Below are 19,500 nucleotides of genomic sequence, written 5' to 3' on the forward strand. Positions count from 1 at the left end.
GTCTTTCGACGGAGTTTTCCATGAACCACCCCGTGCGTCGCAGTCCCATCGCCAGTTTCTTCGTCGGCCTGTGGGATGTGATGAATTTCACCCGGCGGCTGATCTTCAACCTGGTGTTCTTCGGCTTTCTGTTCCTGATGCTGCTGCTGTTCGTGGTGGCGATCGCGCGGGGCGACGGCACCAAGCCGCTGGCCGAGCGCACCACCCTGGTGATCAACCCCGAAGGCACGCTGGTCGAGCAGTTCAGCGCCGATCCGGTGAGCCGCTCGCTGGCCAAGGCGGTCGGCGACAAGAGCGCCGAGGAAGTGCAGCTGCGTGACCTGGTGCGGGTGATCGAGGCGGCCGGCAAGGACCGCAAGATCGAGCGGGTGGTGTTGAACCTGGACAAGTTTCAGCCCTCCGGTTTCGCCTCGCAGCGCGAAGTGGCCGCGGCATTGCAGAAGCTGCGCGCCTCCGGCAAGCAGATCGTCGCCTTCAGCGAGAGCATGAGCCAGGGCCAGTACCTGCTGGCCGCGCAGGCCAACGAGGTGTATCTGGATCCGATGGGCAGCGTGCTGCTGGAAGGGCTTGGCCGCTATCGGCAGTATTTCCGCGAGGGCCTGCAGGACAAGCTCGGCGTGGACGTGCATCTGTTCCGCGTGGGCGAGTACAAATCCGCCGCCGAGCCGTACATCCTCGATGCCGCGTCGGCCGATGCCAAGGAAGCGGACCTGTTCTGGATGAATGACGTGTGGCAGCGCTACCTGGCCGATGTCGGCAACGCGCGCAAGCTCAGCCCGGCGCAGCTGACCGCCGGTATCGACACGTTGCCCGAGGGCGTGGCCGCCGCCGGTGGCGATCTGGCCAAGTTCGCGCTGCAGCAGAAGCTGGTCGACGGGCTCAAGACCCGCGAGGACGTCGATGCGTTGCTGACCAAGCGCGGCGTGGCCGACAGCGATGCCGACAGCGGCTTTCGCAACATCGGCTTCAACGACTATCTGAGCCAGCTGCAGGCGCAGCGCTCGCCGATGGACAGCCGCCCGCAGGTGGCCGTGGTGGTGGCCGCCGGCGAGATCAGCGGCGGCGAGCAGCCGGCCGGCCGCATCGGTGGCGAGTCCACCGCCGCGTTGCTGCGTCAGGCGCGCGACGACGACGAGGTCAAGGCGGTGGTGCTGCGCGTGGATTCGCCCGGCGGCGAAGTGTTCGCCTCCGAGCAGATCCGTCGCGAGGTGGTTGCGCTCAAGCAGTCCGGCAAGCCGGTGGTGGTGTCGATGGGCGATCTGGCCGCTTCGGGCGGCTACTGGATCAGCATGAACGCCGATCGCATCTATGCCGACCCGTCGACCATCAGTGGCTCGATCGGCATCTTCGGCATGGTGCCGAACCTGACCCGCGCGCTGGACAAGATCGGCGTGCACACCGATGGCGTGGGCACCACGCGGTTTGCCGGCGCCTTCGACATCACCCGTCCGCTGGACCCGGCCGCCGGCCAGGTGATCCAGGCGGTGATCAACAAGGGCTACGCCGACTTCACCGGCAAGGTGGCGCAGGCGCGCCACCAGTCGGTGGACGCCATCGACAAGGTCGCACGCGGCCGTGTGTGGAGCGGTGCGCAGGCCAGGCAGCATGGTCTGGTGGACGCGTTCGGCGGCATGTCCGAAGCGGTGGCCGATGCGGCCGACCGCGCCAAGCTGAGCCGCAGCAAGTTCCGCGTGCGCTACGTGGAAAAGCCGGCCACGCCGTTCTCGCAGTTCATGAGCGGATTTGCCGGCAGCCGCATGGGTGCCTGGATGCTGGGCGATTCGGGCATGGCACGTGCATTGCTGGCGCGCTCGCTGCCGGAAGTGGACACGCAGCTGCGCTTCGTCGAAGACGCCGTGCACGACAGCAAGGCGGGCGGCACCCCGGTCAAGTCGCTGGCGTACTGCTTCTGCGGCTTCTGACGCGGCAGGTTTGCAACGTGATGGATGATCGACAACGCCGGCCTTGTGCCGGCGTTGTCGTGTCTGCGCTCAGGCGATGCAGCGATGCGGGCGCGCCAGCAGCGCAAAAATGGCAGAACGCACGGCGCCGCGATCACAGGCAATCAGCCATCGGTCGAGCGAACGCACGCGTGTGTGCCGTGCGCGCAGATGCAGTGATCGCCTTGCGCTCAATCGCATGCGCGCACGCGCAGTTGCTGCCTGGACAGAAACGCGCGTGCTTCAGACAGCAGGCTTCGGTTACTGCGTGGCCGCATCGATCGCTTTGCGTTGATCGTCTGCGGCCTGATCGCTTGCCGCCTGTACCGCGTGCGCCTTGTTCAACGGCTGCTGGATGTGGTCGCGCAAGGCGGTGGCCTGCGGCTCGGGCTTCTGCTCGGTGGGTGCAGGCTGCGGTCGCTGACACGCGCCCAGCAGCAGCATCAGGCTGGTCGCAAGAATCCAATGCCGTTTCATCGTCGTGACCTCGCTCGGGGTGGCGGTATCCTAACGCTCGGCCGCAGGCATGCGTCAATCGCGCTGCGGGGGCCGTTTCCTGCGTCTTGAAAGAGGATTACCCACGTGACAACCCACCGTTGGCGGCTGGATGGACAGACCGCGCTCATCACCGGCGCCAGCGCCGGCATCGGCTTTGCCATCGCGCGCGAATTGCTGGCCTTTGGCGCGGATCTGCTGATGGTGGCGCGCGATGCCGATGCGCTGGCGCAGGCGCGCGACGAGTTGGCCGAGGAATTTCCCGAGCGCGAGCTGCATGGGCTGGCCGCCGATGTGGCCGACGATGAAGAGCGGCGCGCGATTCTGGATTGGGTGGAAGACCATGCCGATGGCCTGCACCTGCTGATCAACAATGCCGGCGGCAACATCACCCGCGCGGCGATCGATTACACCGAAGACCAGTGGCGCGGCATCTTCGAAACCAATGTGTTCGCCGCCTTCGAGTTGTCGCGTTATGCGCACCCGCTGCTGACCCGCCACGCGGCTTCGGCGATCGTCAATGTCGGCAGCGTCTCCGGCATCACCCATGTGCGCAGCGGCGCGCCGTACGGCATGACCAAGGCCGCGTTGCAGCAGATGACGCGCAATCTGGCGGTGGAATGGGCTGAAGACGGCATCCGCGTCAACGCGGTGGCGCCGTGGTACATCCGCACCCGTCGCACCTCCGGGCCGTTGTCGGATCCGGATTACTACGAGCAGGTCATCGAGCGCACTCCGATGCGCCGCATCGGCGAACCGGAAGAAGTGGCCGCCGCCGTCGGCTTCCTCTGCCTGCCGGCAGCCAGCTACATCACCGGCGAATGCATCGCAGTGGATGGCGGCTTCCTGCGCTACGGGTTCTGACACGCCATGCATGCATGGTCACGCGGACAGTGCCCATGCATGGCATCGGAAGATGCGCAGACATGCGCCGGCCCATCGGCGCGCCACTCCTCTAGGTTTTTGCCAGCTGCGCCTGCACGCTAGGCTGGCGACAGCGAGGATGCCCGCGTGCGCCGCGGCGCAATGCACCGCGCCTGCCAACTGGTGATGGTGACGGTTGCCGGTGGCTTGAAGAATCAGCCCGGTCAGCGCAGTGCCGGTACATCGACTGACCTGCGCCGGAGCGCCGTTCCCGGCATCACGGCGTGGCGGACGGATTCGCGCAGCGGCTTTCGTCCAGGACCCGGCGCATCTGTGCGTAGCGCTGTTTGCGCTCGGCCGATTGCGCCTCGTCGGAGAAACGCCAGGTGGATTCGGCCTGCTCGGCACGCTGGCGCCAGGCCTCGCACAGGCGCTGGTCCGGCACCGGCGCGCAGCGATCGGTGACCACCTCGCAGGCGCTGCCGCCGCCGGTCGCCGGCCCGCCGGCCAGGTTGGTGGTCTGCATCGGCAGGCAGCGCGTGGCCGGCTCGCGGTCTTCGGTGAAATAGCGCCCGTTGTCGTGCGCGGTGCATTCGAACAAGGGCGGCGGTGGCAGCGTCGATGTCGATGTCGAGGTCGTGGCAGGTGGCGTCGACGCCACCGGTGTCGGAGTCGCAGCCGGGGCGGCAGCGGGGACATCGGGTTTAGGCATGGTCCGCGGCTGCGCAGAGGGTGCTGTACGCACCGGCGATGCTGCGCTCGCTCCGCCCTGCGTAAACGGCACTGCGGCCGGCACCGTCATCAGTTTCTTCTGCTGCTGCATGCCTTTCGGGCACGGCATGTTCTGCACCGTCAGCGCACCGGTGGGGTCGGTGCAGCGGTAGATCGCCACTTCCTGCGCGCCAGCAACCGACCCCCACGCTGCCATCGTGGTCAGCAACATCCAGCGCCTCATGCGCCGCCGCAATCGCGTTGCAGGCGCGCGTCGATGCCGCGCTGTTCGCGGCTGAGATCCTGGCGTTCGCTCTGCAAGGCGTTGTTGTAGCGGCGGATCAGTTCCCAGCGACGGTCGGCCAGGCGCGCGCAGACTTCCTGTTCGGGCAGGGCATGGCATTCGTCGCGGATCTGCACGTTGCCGTACGGCACGATCACCGTGCCGCCGTAGCCGCCGCCGTTGTAACCGCCCTGATAGCCGCCGCCTCCGAAGCTTGCGCTGCCGCGGAGGCTTCCCCCCCTTCCGGAGCCTGCCTGCAATGAGCCCGCCGGGCGCGGGCTGACCGAGATCGGCGGACGCTGGATGCCGCCGCCGCTGACCGGCGGGGCAATGCCGTTGCCCACATAGGCCGGGCCCCAGGTCGGCACCCAGCGCGGATTGCCTTCCGGGCTGTCGCTGGTATAGCGGTTGCCGTCTTCGGTGGTGCACTCGTACATCGGCTGCGGCGGCTGCACGGTGATGATGCGCACCTCGCGCGGTGGCTGCGTCGCGACGGCGGCAGGGGCGGCAACGGCGCGTTGCGGCCGCGGCGGCGGATCCTGCGGGCGCTGCAGGTCCAGCACCTGCTGGCGGCCGCTGCTGCATGGCGCATCCTGCAAGGCGACGGTGCCGGTGCTGCTGACGCAGCGGTAGATCCGCACATTCGGATCCGGTTTGCTGGCGGTACTGGCCGCCGACGCAGCCAGTGCGGTGGCCAGCAACAGAAGGGTCAGGACGGTACGCATGGCCGCAGTGTGCGCGTCTACCCGGCTGTGGGCAAAGGGGCTGGCGGTATCCAGGGCCAAGCGAGCCGACAGGCGGCGCGTGGCGACTGCTCAGTCGCGCAGGATCTGTCCGCTGCGGGCGTCGCGGATCTGGGTCGGTTGCGCCAATGCGCCCACCTCGCCATCCGTCACCCCGTCGATGCTGGCCAGCAGGGCCGGGTCCAGCGCCTGGCGGCTGCGCGCGGGCGGTTCGCCGGCCAGGTTGGCGCTGGTGGACACCAACGGGCCGCCCCAGGCCGCACAGAGCGCGGCGACCACCGGATGCGCGCTGATGCGCACCGCCAGCCCGTCGTGCGCGCCGGTGACCCAGCGCGGCGCCTGGGCGGTAATCGGCAGGATCCAGGTATGCGGGCCCGGCCAGCTGGCCAATACCTCCTGCCTGCGGGTCGGCGCTAACGCGTCCAGATCCACCCATTCATGCAGTGCATCCACGCTGGCGGCCACCACGATCACGCCCTTGTCGACCGGGCGGCGTTTGATCTCCAGCAGTCGCAGCACGGCGGCCTGCCGGCGCGGGTCGCAGCCCAGTCCCCACACCGCTTCGGTGGGATAGGCGATCACGCCGCCCCGGGTCAGGGTGGCGGCGGCGCTGTCCAGGCTGAGCGTGTGCTGCATGCGGCGCCCTTAGCCTGCGGCCTTGCTCACGGTCTTCTTGACCACGCGCTTGGTGGCCTTCTTGGCCGGCGCCTTTTTCGCAGCCGTCTTGGTGGCCGTTTTCTTGACCGCGGTCTTCTTGGCTGCGGCGTCCTTCGCCTCCTTGGCCGAATCCTTGACCGCGTTCTTCTTGAGCGTGGCCTTCTTGGCGCCGAAGCCCTTGCGTACCGGCTTGCCGGTGTCGGCCAGCAATTGCTGCACTTCTTCGAACGTCAGCGACGCCGGCTCGCGGTCCTTGGGGATCTTGCCATTGAGCTTGCCATCGCTGATATACGGGCCGAAGCGGCCATTGAGTACCTGGATGTCGCTGCCTTCGAAGTGCTTGATCACGCGGTTGCGCGCGATCTCTTCCTTCTCCTCGATCAGGAACACCGCGCGCTCCAGGTCGATGGTGTACGGGTCGTCTTCCTTCTTCAGCGAGGCATAGACGCTACCGCGGCGCGCGAACGGGCCGAAGCGGCCGATGCCGACGCTGACGTCCTGGTCCTTGTCCTGGCCGAGCGCGCGCGGCATCTTGAACAGTTCCAGTGCGTCTTCGATGGAGATCGAATAGATGCTCTGGCCCGGCCGCAGCGAGGCGAAGGTGGGCTTTTCCTCGTCTTCGACGGTGCCGATCTGCACCATCGGGCCGAACCGGCCGATGCGCGCGCTGACTTCCTTGCCGCTGACCGGGTCGGCGCCCAGCACACGCACGCTGCCGGCGTCGGTCTTGTCCAGCGAATCCTTCTTGTCCTCGACCAGTTCCTTGAACGGGCCCCAGAACTTTTCCATCAGCGGGATCCACTCTTCCTCGCCGCGCGAGACCGCATCCAGGTCGTCTTCGAGCTTGGCGGTGAAGTCGTAATCCACGTAGCGGGTGAAATGCCCGGACAGGAACTTGGACACGGCGCGGCCCACGTCGGTGGGACGGAAGCTGCGGCCTTCCATTTCCACGTACTTGCGGAACTGCAGGGTCTGGATGATCGAGGCGTAGGTGGACGGCCGCCCGATGCCGTATTCCTCCAGCGCCTTGACCAGCGCCGCTTCGGTAAAGCGCGGCGGCGGCTGGGTGAAATGCTGGTCGGTGACGATGCGGTCCAGCGGGATGTTGTCGCCGGCCTTCATCAGCGGCAGCTTGCGGCCTTCGTCCTCGTCCTCGCTGCTCTTGGTGTCCTTGCCTTCTTCGTAGACCGCCAGGAAGCCCGCCACCACCACAGTGGTGCCGCTGGCGCGGAACACGTGCTCGCTGCCGGCCGACAGATCGACGCTGACGGTGTTGAGCGTGGCCGGGATCATCTGACAGGCCACTGCGCGGCGCCAGATCAACTCGTACAGGCGACGCTCGTCGTCGGACAGGAAGCGCGCCACCTGCGCCGGGGTACGCAACGCTGAGGTCGGACGTACCGCCTCATGTGCTTCCTGCGCGTTCTTGGATTTGGTGGTGTAGGCGTTGGGCTGATCCGGCAACGAGGCGGTGCCGAAATCGCGCGCGATCACATCGCGGATTTCCGCCAGGGCATCCTGCGACAGGTTCACCGAGTCGGTACGCATATAGCTGATCAGACCGACCGAGCCTTCGTCGCCCAGCGCCACGCCTTCGTACAGTTTCTGCGCCACCTGCATGGTCTTGCGGGTAGTGAAACCGAGCTTGCGCGAGGCTTCCTGCTGCAGCGTGGAGGTGGTGAACGGTGGGGCAGGGCGACGCTTGCGCTCCTTGCTGGCCACATCGGTGACATGCAGCACGCCTTGCGCGGCCTGCTGGATGCGCAGCCGCGCCGCTTCGGCGGTATCGCCGTCGGTGACGGTGAACTGCTCGAACTTCTGCCCGTCCAGCTTGATCAGACGTGCGTTGAACGGCTGCGACGGATGCCGGCAATGCGCATCGATGGACCAGTACTCGCGCGCGATGAAGGCTTCGATCTCTTCCTCGCGCTCGACGATCATGCGCAGCGCCGGCGATTGCACGCGGCCGGCCGACAACCCGCGCTGCACCTTGCGCCACAGCACCGGCGACAGGTTGAAGCCGACCAGATAGTCGAGCGCGCGACGGGCCTGCTGCGCATCCACCAGATCGGCCGCGATCGCGCGCGGCTTGAGCATGGCTTCCTTGATCGCGCGCGGCGTGATCTCGGTGAACACCACCCGCTGCATCGTCTTGTCCTTGAGCAGCCCGCGCTCTTTCAGGATCTCGGCGATGTGCCAGCTGATTGCCTCGCCCTCGCGGTCCGGGTCGGTCGCCAGATAGATGTCGTCGGCGCTCTTGGCCGCGCGCGCAATGGCTTCGACATGCTTCTCGTTCTTTTCGATCAGGTCGTAGCGCATCGCAAAGCCGTTGTCCGGATCGACCGCGCCTTCCTTGGGAACGAGATCGCGCACGTGCCCATACGAGGCCAGGACGGTGAAGTCCTTGCCGAGGTATTTATTGATCGTCTTGGCCTTGGCAGGCGATTCGACGATGAGCAGGTGCTTGGGCATGGTGGTGAATTCTTTGGGCAGAGCCCGGGGGGCGGGTAGCGTGGCCTAATTGGCCGGTGGAGGGAAGCAGATCGGCTGTTTCCCACAGGTCAACGCCCGGGCAACGAGCCCGGGCGTTCAGTTCACTTATTAGAAAGATCACGGCGGACGCCGCCGTGTCAAGCGGCCAGGGCCGAGAACTGCTAGTTCTGGCTCATTCCGATCGCGGTCAACAGGAAGGCCAGCGCCACCACCGAGAGCACCAGCAGCACCGCATAAATGGCCAGAACCACGATGGTGACCGTGTCCAGACCGCTGGATTGCCGCTCCGGGTGATCCGTGAACGCCCAGCGGTCCACCACCAGGGTGTCGCACACCTTGTCGTGCGGAGCCTGCTTGCGCGCGGTCATGCCGGCCATGAACGCGGCCACGATCGCGCCGATGCCCAGGGTGAGCACGCTGATCAGCATGTAGGCCAGATAGCGCAGCACGTTGCGCCAGAAACCGACCCGGCCGCCGTCGCTGTCGGCGCGCACCAGTTTGATGCCGCAGGCGAGCTTGCCCAGGCTGGCCTGGTGGCGGCTGGACTGCATCCAGGCGAAATACAGCGTCGGGATCGCCAGGCCGATGCCGTAGGACATCACCAGGATGGCGATGCCGAGCGCGCTTCCGTCGTCCAGCGCCGAGCCGGAAGCGCCCCGGCTGGTCGCCAGCGCCACGACGAACACCAGCGGGATCACGATCAGGTACACCGCAAAGCTGGTGATCAGGCTGTCCAGGATGCTGGCGGCCACGCGCCGCCACAGGCCGGCGTAGACAACCGGGGCACCGCGCAATGCAACGGTGGCTGCGGGCGCGGCGGCGGAGCCCCAGGCATCCGGAACCGGCACGCCGGCGGATGTTTGCGAGGAGGCATGGGCAGGCGTCGCAGGCGCGTCCGAGGTGTTGGTCAGGATCGGGCTTGATGCCGCTGGGGGTATGGCCGTGTCTGCCGGCGTGGTGGACCACGCCACTGGATCTGCAGGTGCAGCGCGCTCGCTCGGCGGAAGCTGCTGGTGATCGACAGCTGCAGGCTGATCAGCGAGGCCAGGCCCGGTCTGCCCGAGCGCAGCGTCTGCAGCGGCGCCGGCAAACGGCGTAGCTGCGGCGGGCGCACTGTCTACTGGGGTGCTGGCCGGGTCAACCGTCGCCTGCGGCGCGCTGCGCGGAACGTCCAGGTCCGCATCTGCGGTCGGCGCGGGAGGCATTGGCACGGCAGTGTCGACGCCCAGCTCGGCCGCGACCTCGCCAAGTGCAACCCACTGCGGCAAGCCTTCGCGCCAGACCAGGCTGGATGCATCGATCAGACCGTCGGACAGGCGCGCGCGTAGCGTGTCCGTGTCCACCGGCCCCTGGCGCTCGCGTTGTGCGTCGGCGTAGTACCACTGCGTCATTGAAGTCCCCTTGGGTAAAGCGATTGACTAGCCGCGGCAGTCCGGCGGAAGTTGGTTGTCGTCGATCTCGGAGCTGCACTGCCAGGTGCCGGCGTCCGCGTCGAAATCCAGCCACAGCGCCTTGCCGTCGATCCTGGCCATTGTCGGCGCATGCAGCAGCGCCTCGACTCCGCAGTTGGTGGTGTCGAAATGGCCGATCTGCACGCTGGTCAGGACGTCGTTGGCATACCGCTCGGGCGCGAGGAAGCCGGCGTCGCCGTTGACCGGGCAGCGGCCTTCCTGGTCGAGAAATCCGGCGATCTGCGGTTTCAAGGGCGCCAGCGCCGTGATCGCCCGGGCGACCTTGCTACGCGCGGTGTAGTCCTGATACACCGGCAGCGCGATCGCAGCCAGGATGCCGATCACCGCCACCAGCACGAACAGGCCCACCACTGCGCCCAACACCACTGCCAGCGGCCAACCCGGCCCGTTGCCGGGCAGGCGCTGCGCTGACGACGGGGACGAACTGGCGGCAGCGGCGTGAACAGCCGCAGGCGGAACCGGCGGCAGCGGCGGCGGCAGCACTGCGGTGCGCATGGCGGTGGAAATCGGGGGGCCGAGCTCGTCGGCGCATGCTGACAGCGGCACCCATCGGGCCAATCCTTCGCGCCAGACCAGGGTGTCCAGTGCGATCGCGTGATCGCGATACAGCGCCAGCAAGGCCTCGCCGGCCACCGGGCCACGCCGGTGGCGGTTGCCCTCGGCGTAATACCAACTGCTCATTGCCGTCCCCTCGCACGCTTCCGTTGCGGCTTCCGCCTCAGTGTACGGGTTCAGGCTCGTCCAGGAACATCTGCGTTTCCATCCAGGCGTAGGCCGCTTCGGCACCCGGCTGATTGAACAACACCATCAAGACCACCCATTTGAGGTCGTCCAGATCCAGTTCGTCCTGATCCAGCGCCATGGCGCGATCCAGCACCAGCTCGCGCTGGTCGGCGTCCAGAATGCGGTGTTGTTCCAGGAACAGCAGAAATCCACGGCAGTCCACATCGAGCTTGTCCAGCTCCGGGCCGTGATAGATGCGGACCGGTCCATCGACATGCGGTCGCGCGACACTGGGCCGCTGCTCGGAGAGCGCGTCCAGCCAATCGAAGGCTTTGCTGATTTCTGCGGGACTGAAGCCAGCCTGGATCAGGCCATTCTGAAGCGAGTCACGGTCGCGGACCAAGTCCGCATCTTCGCTGAAATAATGTTCGAACAGGTATAGCAGTACATCAAGAATGCTCTCTTTCATTGCCCCTCGGCCTGCGTCGCGCGACGCTGTGGAGGTGAAGAAACTAGGGATTGCGGGTATAGCGACCGTGCTCGGCGACCACGTCTCCCTCCAGTTCCATGATGAGCAGCATGGAGGACAGCGCGGCGGCCGTCAATCCGGTGCGTTCGACCAGGGAATCCATAGGGGTTGGGTCGTGGCCAAGCGCCTGCCACAAGCGCTGGTAGTCCGGATCCGAGCGCACCGGGCCGGCTTGCGGTGTCGTCCTGGCCTGATCAGTGGGGGCGGACAGACGCTGGCGCAAGGCGTCTGCCAGTTCGCCCGACAGCAGGCGCAGGCCGTCGATGATCTGGGCCGGCTCCTGCGCCAGGGTGGCGCCCTGCCGGATCAGGTGATGGCAGCCACGCGCGAGCGGATTGTGCAGCGAGCCGGGCAGGGCGAACACCTCGCGCCCGGCCTCCGCCGCCAGCCGCGCGGTGATCAGCGCCCCCGAGCGCATGGCCGCTTCCACCACCAGGGTGCCCAGGGCCAGCCCGGCGATGATCCGGTTGCGGGCCGGGAAGTGCGCCGCCACCGGCCCGGTGCCGGGCAGGTACTCGCTGACCACCGCGCCACGCGCGGCGATGCGATCGCGCAGGGATTGGTGATTTGCCGGGTAGGCCACATCCGCGCCGGTTCCCACCACTGCCACGGTGATGGCCTCGGTGCGGGCAAGCGCGGCCACGTGGGCGATCGCATCCACGCCGGCGGCCATGCCGCTGACGATGGCCAATCCGGCGCTGGCCAGGCTGGAGGCGAATGCGCGAGTGTGGTCACGGCCGCCGGCGGTGGCGGAGCGGCTGCCGACCACGGCCACGCCCGGGTGCCAGAGCGCGTTCGGGTCGCCATCCACGAACAGGGCCAGCGGCGGATTGACGATGTGGCGCAGCAGGGCGGGGTAGTCGGGATCGTTCAGGCCGATCAGGTGATGGCCGGGCTGTGCGCACCACTGCAGGGCGGCGTCCAGGGCGCGCGCATCGGGAGTCTGCAGCCGGGCGGCCTGCAGCTCGTCGCAGCCGGCGGTAAGCCAGGCCTCGGGCCCGGCCGTCAGTATCTCGGCCGGGCTGGCGAAACACCTCAGCAGCGCGTTGCGTGGCGGGCTGCGGCCGCCCGCCAGGAGCAGGGTCAGTAATGCGCGCAGGTCGGGAGTGGGGAGAGCCATGCGTCCAGCCTGGACCGCAAACGCCGACGGCGCCCTCAGGCGCCGTCGCATTACCGCATCGGAATTTTCGCTTACTGCGCGTCGGGATGCTTGACGAAGTAGCCCAGGCCGGTCGGCTTGACGCTTTCCATCACCAGCGCGTAGCTGACCTTGTCGAAGGTGCGGAACACCATCGCGTGCGAGGCGTATTCGTCGGGCAGGCCGACGGTGGAGCCGGCCGGGCCGCTGAAGTCGTCGTCGGTCCGCGAGAAGCGCGAATGCTTGACGCGGTCGCTGACGGTGCGGCCCTTGCGCCATATCGAGAACACCGTGCCGTTGTTGATGCCTTCGCGGGCACCGCCGGAGATGGCGATCACATCGCGGGTACCGCCGACGATGAAGGCATCGGAGATGGCCAGCACCCGCAATTCGGTCTGCAAGGCCTGTTCCGACGGCGGATGCGGGATGAACTGCAGATCGTAAGGCTGCGCCTCGACGGCGACGACGCGGTCGCCGGCGCGCACTTCGCGGCCGCTGTCCTGCAGCAGCAGGGTGGCCGCCTTGGAGTTGCCGCCCGCCGCGCTGCGCGTGATGGTGCCGACGTTGACCTGGGCCAGTTCGTAGCCCAGGAACTCGCGGCGCGTGCTCGGTGCGATGTAGTTCTTCCAGATGTTGCCGGCGCCTGCGGTGATGTTGCCGGCCGCGTCGAGATCTTCGTTGTGCTTGGGCAGGCTGAACTTCACCGTCGGGCGCACCACCGCAAAGCGCTGGCCCGGCTGTGCATCGTCCAGGCCGACCACATAGGCCACCTGACCGGTGGTGGCGCGCGAACGTCCGCCTTCCAGACCCACTACGTACGGCAGCTGGTCGAAGTCGTCGGTGACGCGCAGGTTCTTCAGGAACGGCTCGACATCCGCCAGCGGAATCGCGTTGATCGGCGCTTCCTGGCGCGGACCGGGCTGGACGGTGCCCTTGGCGACGCGATCCAGGTAGGCCAGGCTGATCACGTCACCGGGATAGATCAGGTGCGGATTCTGGATCTGCGGGTTGGCCTGCCAGATTTCCGGCCACAACCACGGTTTTTGCAGGAAACGTCCAGCGATGTCCCAGAGGGTATCGCCCTTGCGGACCACGTAGGTGTCTGGATGTTCGCCCATCGCTTGCGCGGCAGCGTAGGTCGCGACGGTCAGCATCGCCGCAGCGACGACCGTACGAAGTCGGTTCAACATGAGTGCCTTCTTGCCTGATTCCCCAACAGGTCCGCGCACTATAGTCCAGAAACCGGGGCGCCACGCAAGCATTGCGCTAGAATGATAGCGTCTTGCCGGCGCAGCGCCGGTGTTCCCAGACGGGTAATCCCATGGCTTTGCTCCCTATCCTCGAATTCCCCGACCCGCGGTTGCGCACCAAGGCCGTGCCGGTCGATGCTGCCGAGCTCACCAGCCCGGCATTCCAGACCCTGCTCGACGACATGTTCCAGACCATGTACGAGGCGCCCGGCATCGGCCTGGCCGCCAGTCAGGTGGACGTGCACAAGCGTTTCATGGTGATCGACGTCAGCGACGAGAAGAATCTCCCGCAGGTATTCGTCAACCCGGAGATCGTGAGCAGGCAGGGCGAGCAGGTGTATCAGGAAGGTTGCCTGTCGGTACCGGGCATCTATGCCGATGTCGCCCGCGCCGATGCGATCACCGTGCGCTATCTCGACCGCGAGGGCAAGGCGCAGGAACTGAGCACCGATGGCCTGTTGGCGGTGTGCATCCAGCACGAGATGGACCATCTGGACGGCAAGCTGTTCGTCGATTACCTGTCGCCGCTCAAGCGCGAAATGGTGCGCAAGAAGCTGGCCAAGCAGCGTAAACACGTGGCCTGACGGCCGGGATTTGGGACTTGGGAGTCGGGATTCGGAAAGCCGGTTCTCTCACCGATTGCCGAATCCGCCGTTGCGACTCCCCAATCCCCACTCCCGAATCCCCGCCCTATGAGAATCGTATTCGCCGGTACGCCGGATTTCGCCGTCGCGTCGTTGCGCGCCGCTGCGCAGCGGCATGAAGTGGTGGCGGTGTACACCCAGCCGGATCGGCCTGCCGGCCGTGGCCGTGGGTTGACGTCGTCGCCGGTCAAGCTGGAGGCGATCGCGCGCGGCATCCCGGTGTTCCAGCCGCAGACGCTGCGCTCGCCGGAGGCCCTGGACACGCTGCGCGCGCTCCATGCCGATCTGATGGTGGTGGTGGCCTACGGACTGATCCTGCCCAAGGCGGTGCTGGCCGCGCCGACCCATGGCTGCTGGAACGTGCATGCCTCGTTGTTGCCGCGCTGGCGTGGCGCCGCGCCGATCCAGCGCGCGATCGAGGCCGGCGATACCGAAACCGGCGTCTGCCTGATGCAGATGGAAGCCGGGCTGGATACCGGCCCGGTGCTGCTGTCGCAGCGGCTGGCCATCGGCGAGCAGGAAACCGGCGGGCAGTTGCACGATCGCCTGGCCGCGCTGGGCGCGCAGGTGCTGTCCGATGGCCTGGGCTTGCTGCGTGCCGGCATTCGTCCGGTGGCGCAACCGCAGCCGGCCGAAGGCGTGACCTATGCGCACAAGCTGGACAAAGCGCAGGCGCGGCTCGATTGGACCCAGCCGGCGCAGGAACTGGCGCGGCGCGTACGCGCGTTCAATCCATGGCCGGTGGCCGAGGCGATCCTGGCCGGCGAGCGTGTGCGCCTGCATGGCGCGGTGGCGCTGGAACTGGCCCATCAGCAGGCGCCGGGCACCCTGCTCGCCGCCAGCAAGCAGGGCATCGACATCGCCTGCGGGCAGGGCGCGCTGCGGGTGCGCGTGCTGCAGCGCGAGGGCGGCAAGGCGATCACCGCTGCCGACTACCTCAACGCGCGTCGCGACCTGCCGGCGCTGCGCTGATGTCGGCAGAGACCGCAACGGCGGGCGTCGGCTCGCGTCTGGCCGCGGCACGGGTGCTGACGGCGGTGTTCGATCAGGGCCGCTCGCTCAAGGCCGAACTGGCCGCGACCTTGCCTGGCCTTGGCGATCCACGCGACCGCGCGCTGGTGGAGGCGATCTGCTTTGCGGTGCTGCGCCGCCGCCCGGCCTACGACGTGGCATTGCGACAGTGGCTGGAACGCCCGCTGCCGCCGCGCGATGCCGAACTGAAAGCGCTGCTGATGGCCGGCTTCGCCCAGCTGGACGTGTTGCAGCTGCCCGCGCATGCGGCCTTGTCGGCCACCGTGGACGCGTGCCGCGCGCTGGGCCGGCCGCGTCAGGCCGGCATGGTCAACGCGATCCTGCGGCGCGCCCAGCGCGAGGGGTTTCCGGCGGTGTCCGCCGATGCGGGCTGGCCGTCCTGGCTGCGCAAGCAACTGCGCGCCGATTGGGGCGACCAGGCCGAGACCATTTTTGAGGCGAGTGCGCAGATGGCGCCGATGTGGCTGCGCGTGCAGCGCTCGCGGATCGACCCGGCCGGCTATGTCGCAGGTCTGGCCGCGCTGGGCATCGCCGCCGAAACGGATGCGGTGTTGCCGGATGCGGTGCGTCTGCACGGCGCGGTGCCGGTGAGCCAGTTGCCGGGCTTTGCCGAGGGCGATGTCTCGGTGCAGGACGGCTCCGCGCAGCAGGTGGCCGATGCGCTGGTGCTGGCGCCGTCTGCGCGTGTGCTCGATGCCTGCGCCGCGCCCGGTGGCAAGGCCGCGCATCTGCTGGAGCGCCATCCCGGCCTGCAGCTCACCGCGCTGGACGTAGATGCGCGCCGGCTGGAGCGGGTGCAGCAGACCTTGCAGCGCACCGTGCCGGGCGCGCAGGTGACCTTGCATGCCGCCGACGCGGCCGATACCGCCGCATGGTGGGACAGCCAGCCATTCGATGCGGTGCTGCTGGATGCGCCATGTTCGGCCACCGGCGTGGTGCGCCGTCAGCCCGACGTGCTGCTGCATCGCCGTGCCGACGATATCGACGCCTTGTGCGCGTTGCAGGCGCGTCTGCTCGATGCCACCTGGCGCACGCTGCGACCGGGCGGGCAGTTGCTTTACACCACCTGTTCCCTGCTCGCGCGCGAGAACCAGGCGCAGGTGCAGGCATTCCTGCAACGCACTGCGGACGCACAGGCGCAGCCACTGGGTGCGCAATTCGGGCACGCGGCCGGTGCCGGACGGCAGCGTTTCCCCGGCGAGCAGCACTGCGACGGTTTTTTCTACGCGCTTTTGCTAAAAGCGTCCTGACCGCGCGCCGATCCCGGCCTCCACCTGTGCACCCATTGCCGCCCGTGATGCTCAAGACTCGTGCTTCCAAGGATTTCTGGCTGCTGGCCATTACCGCTGTTCTGGTGATCGGTGCCGGCCTGGGACTGCGTGACCCCTGGCCGTCGGACGAACCACGGTTTGCACTGGTCGCCAAGCAGATGGTGATGAGCGGCGACTGGCTGTTCCCGCATCGCGGCAACGAGCTGTATTCGGACAAGCCGCCGATGCTGATGTGGCTGCAGGCGCTGTTCTACACGCTGCTGGGCAACTGGCGGGTGGCGTTCCTGCTGCCGTCGCTGCTGGCGGCGCTGGGCACGCTGGCCTGCGTGTACGACCTGGGGCGGCGGCTGTGGACCCGGCGCGTGGGCGCGTATGCGGCGTGGATGCTGCTGTTCACGCTGCACTTCACCTTCCAGGCCAAGAAGGCGCAGATCGATCCGCTGGTGGTGTTCTGGATCACCCTGGCCAATTACGGATTGCTGCGCCATCTGCTGCTGGGGCCGGCCTGGCGCTGGTGGACGCTGGGCTGGTTTGCCGCCGGGCTGGGCGTGATCACCAAGGGGGTCGGCATCATCGCCCTGCTGATGCTGATCCCGGCCGGCATTGCGGCGGTGCGCGGCTGGCCGGGCGTGCGCGTGCATGTGCGCGATCGGCGTTTCTGGCTGGGGCCGCTGTTCTTCTTCATCGCGATCCTGTTGTGGTTCGTGCCGATGATGGTGACCGCGCTGACTGCCGGCCAGCCCGAATACCGCGTCTATCTCAACGACATCCTGCTGCGCCAGACCGCCAAGCGTTACGCCAATTCCTGGGACCACGCGCAGCCGGTCTGGTACCACGTCAAGGGCATGGCCACGATGTGGCTGCCGACCATCCTGGTGCTGCCCTGGGCGATCCCGGCCTGGTGGCGCCGGCTCAAGCGACACGATGCGCGCTATCTGTTGCCGCTGGCCTGGTGGCTGCTGGTGCTGGTGTTCTTCACCATTCCCAGCGGCAAGCGCGATGTGTACATCCTGCCGGCGCTGCCGATGTTCTGCCTGGCCCTGGCGCCGCTGGCGGCAGGCCTGCTGCGTCGCGCCGGGGTGCAGCGGCTGCTGTTCGGGTTCGTGCTGCTGCTGACGGTGGCCTTCGCTGCCGGCGGTGCGGCGATGCTGATCGGGCACCCGGGGTTCGAGCAGAAGATCATGGACAGCCGCGGAGTCGGCAGCGAGGCCACCGACCCGCTCGGCTGGCTGTTGCTGGCGGTCGGTCTGTGGGGCGTGGCCAGCCTGTTGCTGCTGCGGGTGCGGCGTTCCGCGCTTGCCGCCGCATCGCTGCTGGGTGCGTGGTGGGTGGCGTTCGGCCTGGTCTGCTATCCGATCTTCAACGATTCCAGTTCGGCGGGCGCGGTGATGCGCGAGGCCGGGCGTCGGATCGGCCCGGACGCGCAGCTCGGGCTGGTGGCCTGGAAAGAGCAGAACCTGCTGATGGCCGACCGCCCCGCGCAGACCTTCGGCTTCAAGGTGCCGTGGGAACAACAGCTGCAGCACGCGGTGGCCTGGCAGGCACAACGCCCGGACCAACGTTGGCTGATGGCGCAGGAGACCGCGCTGCTGGCCTGCGTAGACCGCAGCCGCAGCCAGATGGTGGGTGTGGCCAATCGCCGTCGCTGGTGGCTGGTGCCGGCCGATGCCGTGCACGGCAGCTGCGTTGCGAGTTCCGAGCAGCGGGCGGTGGAAGCGCAGGAGCAGGGCAACCTGGACACCGAATGAGCCGGTGCGGCGCAGGTTTCCGCCGCGATCGGCGGCCCGTCAATGCCGCCGCCTGCCGCTGTCTAGCATGGATTCATGCGGGGCATCGTTAGCTTGGCCGGCGTCGCTGACGCGTGTTGCCCGATTTCGCCCCCATTCGCCACCGATGTCTGAATGAATTCCTTGCCCACCCAGCCCGCTGCGCTCTCCTCGTCGGCCCCCATCGCGTCACCAGCGGGCATGGGCATTGCCGAACTGGGCGTGTTCGCATTGACCGCGTTGGTGGTCAGCATGCCGAGCGGGTTGCTGCCCTTCGGGCTGTGTCTGTTGCTTGGCTCGCTGGTGGGTTGGCGCAGCTTGCGCGCAGGCGTCGCTGCGCGCCCTGGGTCGTTGCGCGCGCTGGGGTGGTTGACGGTGGCGGTGATCGCGATGTCGCTGTTGTCGATCGCCTTGTTCGAACACGGGCTGCGCGATGTCGACAACCGCTCGCGCTTCCTGGTGCTGCCGTGGGCGGCGGTGTGGGCGTACGCACTGCAGCCGCGCCAGGTCTGGCTATGGCGTGGCGCGCTGGCCGGCGTGTTCGCGGCGATGTTGATTGCCATGCTGCAGGTGATGAACGGGGCCCCTCGCGCCGAAGGCTGGACCAATGCGATTGTGTTTGCCGATATCGCACTGATGCTGCTGGTGGTGGCGGTGTTCTGCCGTCCGGTCGGCCACGTGCGCTGGCTGGTGGGCGCGGCCATCGCCGCGGTGGTGGTGATCGTGCTCAGCGGCAGCCGCGGGGTGTGGTTGTCGTTGCTGGTGACCTTGGGCGTGCTGATCTGGGGCGCGCCCTGGCAGAGCGCACGCCTGCGCTTGCTGACCTTCGTCGGCAGTGCGGTGCTGGCGGTGGGCGTGGTGCTCAGCGTGCCGGCGTTGACCCAGCAGATGCGCCTGGGCGAGTTGCAGAACGACCTGCAGCGCTACGAGGTCGGCGACAGCGACTCGTCCGCCGGTGCCCGTATCGAGCGCCTGCATGTGGCCTGGGACACCTTGCGCGCGCATCCGCTGACCGGCATCGGCGTCGGGCGCTTCGACGATGCGATGCGCGAGCTGCCGGTGTGCGCCGGCGACACCTGGCTGCTGCGCTGTCATCTGGGCCATGCGCACAACGATCTGGCCGAGTGGGGCGCCACCCAGGGCGTTCCGGGTTTGTTACTGCTGTTCGCGGTCTACGGTGTGCCTTTGTGGATCTTCGTGCGGCTGCATCGCCGCAGCGGCCAGCGCCAGTTTCGCGGACCGGCAGCGGCCGGTGTGATGATCGTGGTGAGTTATGCGCTGTGCGGACTGACCCAATCGATGTTTGCGCACCAGGTGTCGGCCAGCTTCTACACGGCGATGGTCGGTGTGCTGGTCGGCCTGGCAGCGCGCCAGGCGCAGCGGTTCTCGGCTCACGCGGCCGAAAAGGCCTAGCGAGCGGCCTTGCGGTGGGTTTTGGATTTGGCCCCATCACCCGATAGACGGGCAACTGTCGGCTCGGAGTGCCGCC

At 67.7% G+C, this 19,500-nt stretch carries 18 protein-coding genes; 8 read left to right on the plus strand and 10 right to left on the minus strand.

What is annotated here, in order from left to right:
- Positions 1–20 precede the first annotated feature (20 nt).
- Positions 21–1,922 carry a signal peptide peptidase SppA gene (sppA, locus tag XaplCFBP3123_RS19140; RefSeq protein ID WP_104535470.1) on the plus strand — a complete coding sequence of 634 codons (1,902 nt, stop codon included), beginning with the start codon at positions 21–23 and terminating at the stop codon, positions 1,920–1,922.
- 24 nt (positions 1,923–1,946) lie between these two features.
- Complete coding sequence (locus tag XaplCFBP3123_RS21565) at positions 1,947–2,120, plus strand: hypothetical protein (RefSeq protein WP_172453387.1); 174 nt, start codon at positions 1,947–1,949, stop codon at positions 2,118–2,120.
- A gap of 81 nt (positions 2,121–2,201) precedes the next feature.
- On the opposite strand, the gene XaplCFBP3123_RS19145 is transcribed toward XaplCFBP3123_RS21565, so the two are convergent.
- Positions 2,202–2,417, minus strand: a complete 216-nt coding sequence (locus XaplCFBP3123_RS19145) for a hypothetical protein (protein WP_047127474.1) — start codon at positions 2,415–2,417, stop codon at positions 2,202–2,204.
- A gap of 105 nt (positions 2,418–2,522) precedes the next feature.
- Here XaplCFBP3123_RS19145 and XaplCFBP3123_RS19150 point away from each other — a divergent pair, with 105 nt between their 5' ends.
- The gene (locus XaplCFBP3123_RS19150; RefSeq protein WP_024938534.1) at positions 2,523–3,299 is read left to right on the plus strand and encodes an SDR family oxidoreductase; all 777 of its coding nucleotides are present in this window, start codon (positions 2,523–2,525) and stop codon (positions 3,297–3,299) included.
- 277 nt (positions 3,300–3,576) lie between these two features.
- Here the strand turns inward: XaplCFBP3123_RS19150 and XaplCFBP3123_RS19155 are convergent, their stop codons facing one another.
- The 9 genes from XaplCFBP3123_RS19155 to XaplCFBP3123_RS19195 form a co-directional block, all read right to left on the minus strand.
- The gene (locus XaplCFBP3123_RS19155) at positions 3,577–4,254 is read right to left on the minus strand and encodes a hypothetical protein (RefSeq protein WP_104535471.1); all 678 of its coding nucleotides are present in this window, start codon (positions 4,252–4,254) and stop codon (positions 3,577–3,579) included.
- Entirely contained in the window at positions 4,251–5,018 is a 768-nt protein-coding gene (locus XaplCFBP3123_RS19160) for a hypothetical protein (RefSeq protein ID WP_104535472.1), read from the minus strand. The genes XaplCFBP3123_RS19155 and XaplCFBP3123_RS19160 overlap by 4 nt, the downstream gene beginning before the upstream one ends.
- 90 nt (positions 5,019–5,108) lie before the next feature.
- A complete protein-coding gene (locus XaplCFBP3123_RS19165) occupies positions 5,109–5,672 on the minus strand; it encodes a Sua5/YciO/YrdC/YwlC family protein (protein ID WP_104535473.1) in 564 nt (187 codons plus the stop codon).
- Between the two features lie 9 nt (positions 5,673–5,681).
- Positions 5,682–8,165 carry a DNA topoisomerase I gene (locus XaplCFBP3123_RS19170; protein ID WP_104535474.1) on the minus strand — a complete coding sequence of 828 codons (2,484 nt, stop codon included), beginning with the start codon at positions 8,163–8,165 and terminating at the stop codon, positions 5,682–5,684.
- 182 nt (positions 8,166–8,347) lie between these two features.
- Positions 8,348–9,577, minus strand: coding sequence for an RDD family protein (locus XaplCFBP3123_RS19175; RefSeq protein WP_104535475.1), 1,230 nt, complete (start codon positions 9,575–9,577; stop codon positions 8,348–8,350).
- Between the two features lie 27 nt (positions 9,578–9,604).
- Complete coding sequence (locus XaplCFBP3123_RS19180; RefSeq protein WP_104535476.1) at positions 9,605–10,339, minus strand: pilin; 735 nt, start codon at positions 10,337–10,339, stop codon at positions 9,605–9,607.
- 37 nt (positions 10,340–10,376) lie between these two features.
- Entirely contained in the window at positions 10,377–10,850 is a 474-nt protein-coding gene (locus XaplCFBP3123_RS19185) for a DUF494 family protein (RefSeq protein ID WP_003484452.1), read from the minus strand.
- 43 nt (positions 10,851–10,893) lie between these two features.
- A complete protein-coding gene (gene dprA / locus XaplCFBP3123_RS19190) occupies positions 10,894–12,030 on the minus strand; it encodes a DNA-processing protein DprA (RefSeq protein WP_104535477.1) in 1,137 nt (378 codons plus the stop codon).
- Positions 12,031–12,101: 71 nt separating this feature from the next.
- A complete protein-coding gene (locus tag XaplCFBP3123_RS19195) occupies positions 12,102–13,238 on the minus strand; it encodes a LysM peptidoglycan-binding domain-containing protein (RefSeq protein WP_104535478.1) in 1,137 nt (378 codons plus the stop codon).
- Between the two features lie 131 nt (positions 13,239–13,369).
- Between XaplCFBP3123_RS19195 and def the strand changes: the two genes are divergently transcribed.
- From def to XaplCFBP3123_RS19220, 5 genes are all read left to right on the plus strand, one after another.
- Positions 13,370–13,882 carry a peptide deformylase gene (gene def / locus XaplCFBP3123_RS19200; RefSeq protein WP_104535479.1) on the plus strand — a complete coding sequence of 171 codons (513 nt, stop codon included), beginning with the start codon at positions 13,370–13,372 and terminating at the stop codon, positions 13,880–13,882.
- A gap of 108 nt (positions 13,883–13,990) precedes the next feature.
- Positions 13,991–14,914 (plus strand): methionyl-tRNA formyltransferase, encoded by a 924-nt coding sequence (gene fmt / locus XaplCFBP3123_RS19205; RefSeq protein ID WP_104535480.1) that lies wholly within the window; start codon positions 13,991–13,993, stop codon positions 14,912–14,914.
- Positions 14,914–16,224, plus strand: a complete 1,311-nt coding sequence (gene rsmB, locus XaplCFBP3123_RS19210) for a 16S rRNA (cytosine(967)-C(5))-methyltransferase RsmB (protein WP_104535481.1) — start codon at positions 14,914–14,916, stop codon at positions 16,222–16,224. The genes fmt and rsmB overlap by 1 nt, the downstream gene beginning before the upstream one ends.
- A gap of 47 nt (positions 16,225–16,271) precedes the next feature.
- On the plus strand, positions 16,272–17,993 hold the full coding sequence (locus tag XaplCFBP3123_RS19215; RefSeq protein ID WP_104535482.1) for an ArnT family glycosyltransferase: 1,722 nt from the start codon (positions 16,272–16,274) through the stop codon (positions 17,991–17,993).
- A gap of 153 nt (positions 17,994–18,146) precedes the next feature.
- The gene (locus XaplCFBP3123_RS19220) at positions 18,147–19,424 is read left to right on the plus strand and encodes an O-antigen ligase family protein (protein WP_104535483.1); all 1,278 of its coding nucleotides are present in this window, start codon (positions 18,147–18,149) and stop codon (positions 19,422–19,424) included.
- Positions 19,425–19,500 lie beyond the last annotated feature (76 nt).

It is taken from the genome of Xanthomonas arboricola pv. populi, from assembly GCF_002939945.1.
Taxonomy (GTDB): domain Bacteria; phylum Pseudomonadota; class Gammaproteobacteria; order Xanthomonadales; family Xanthomonadaceae; genus Xanthomonas; species Xanthomonas arboricola_A.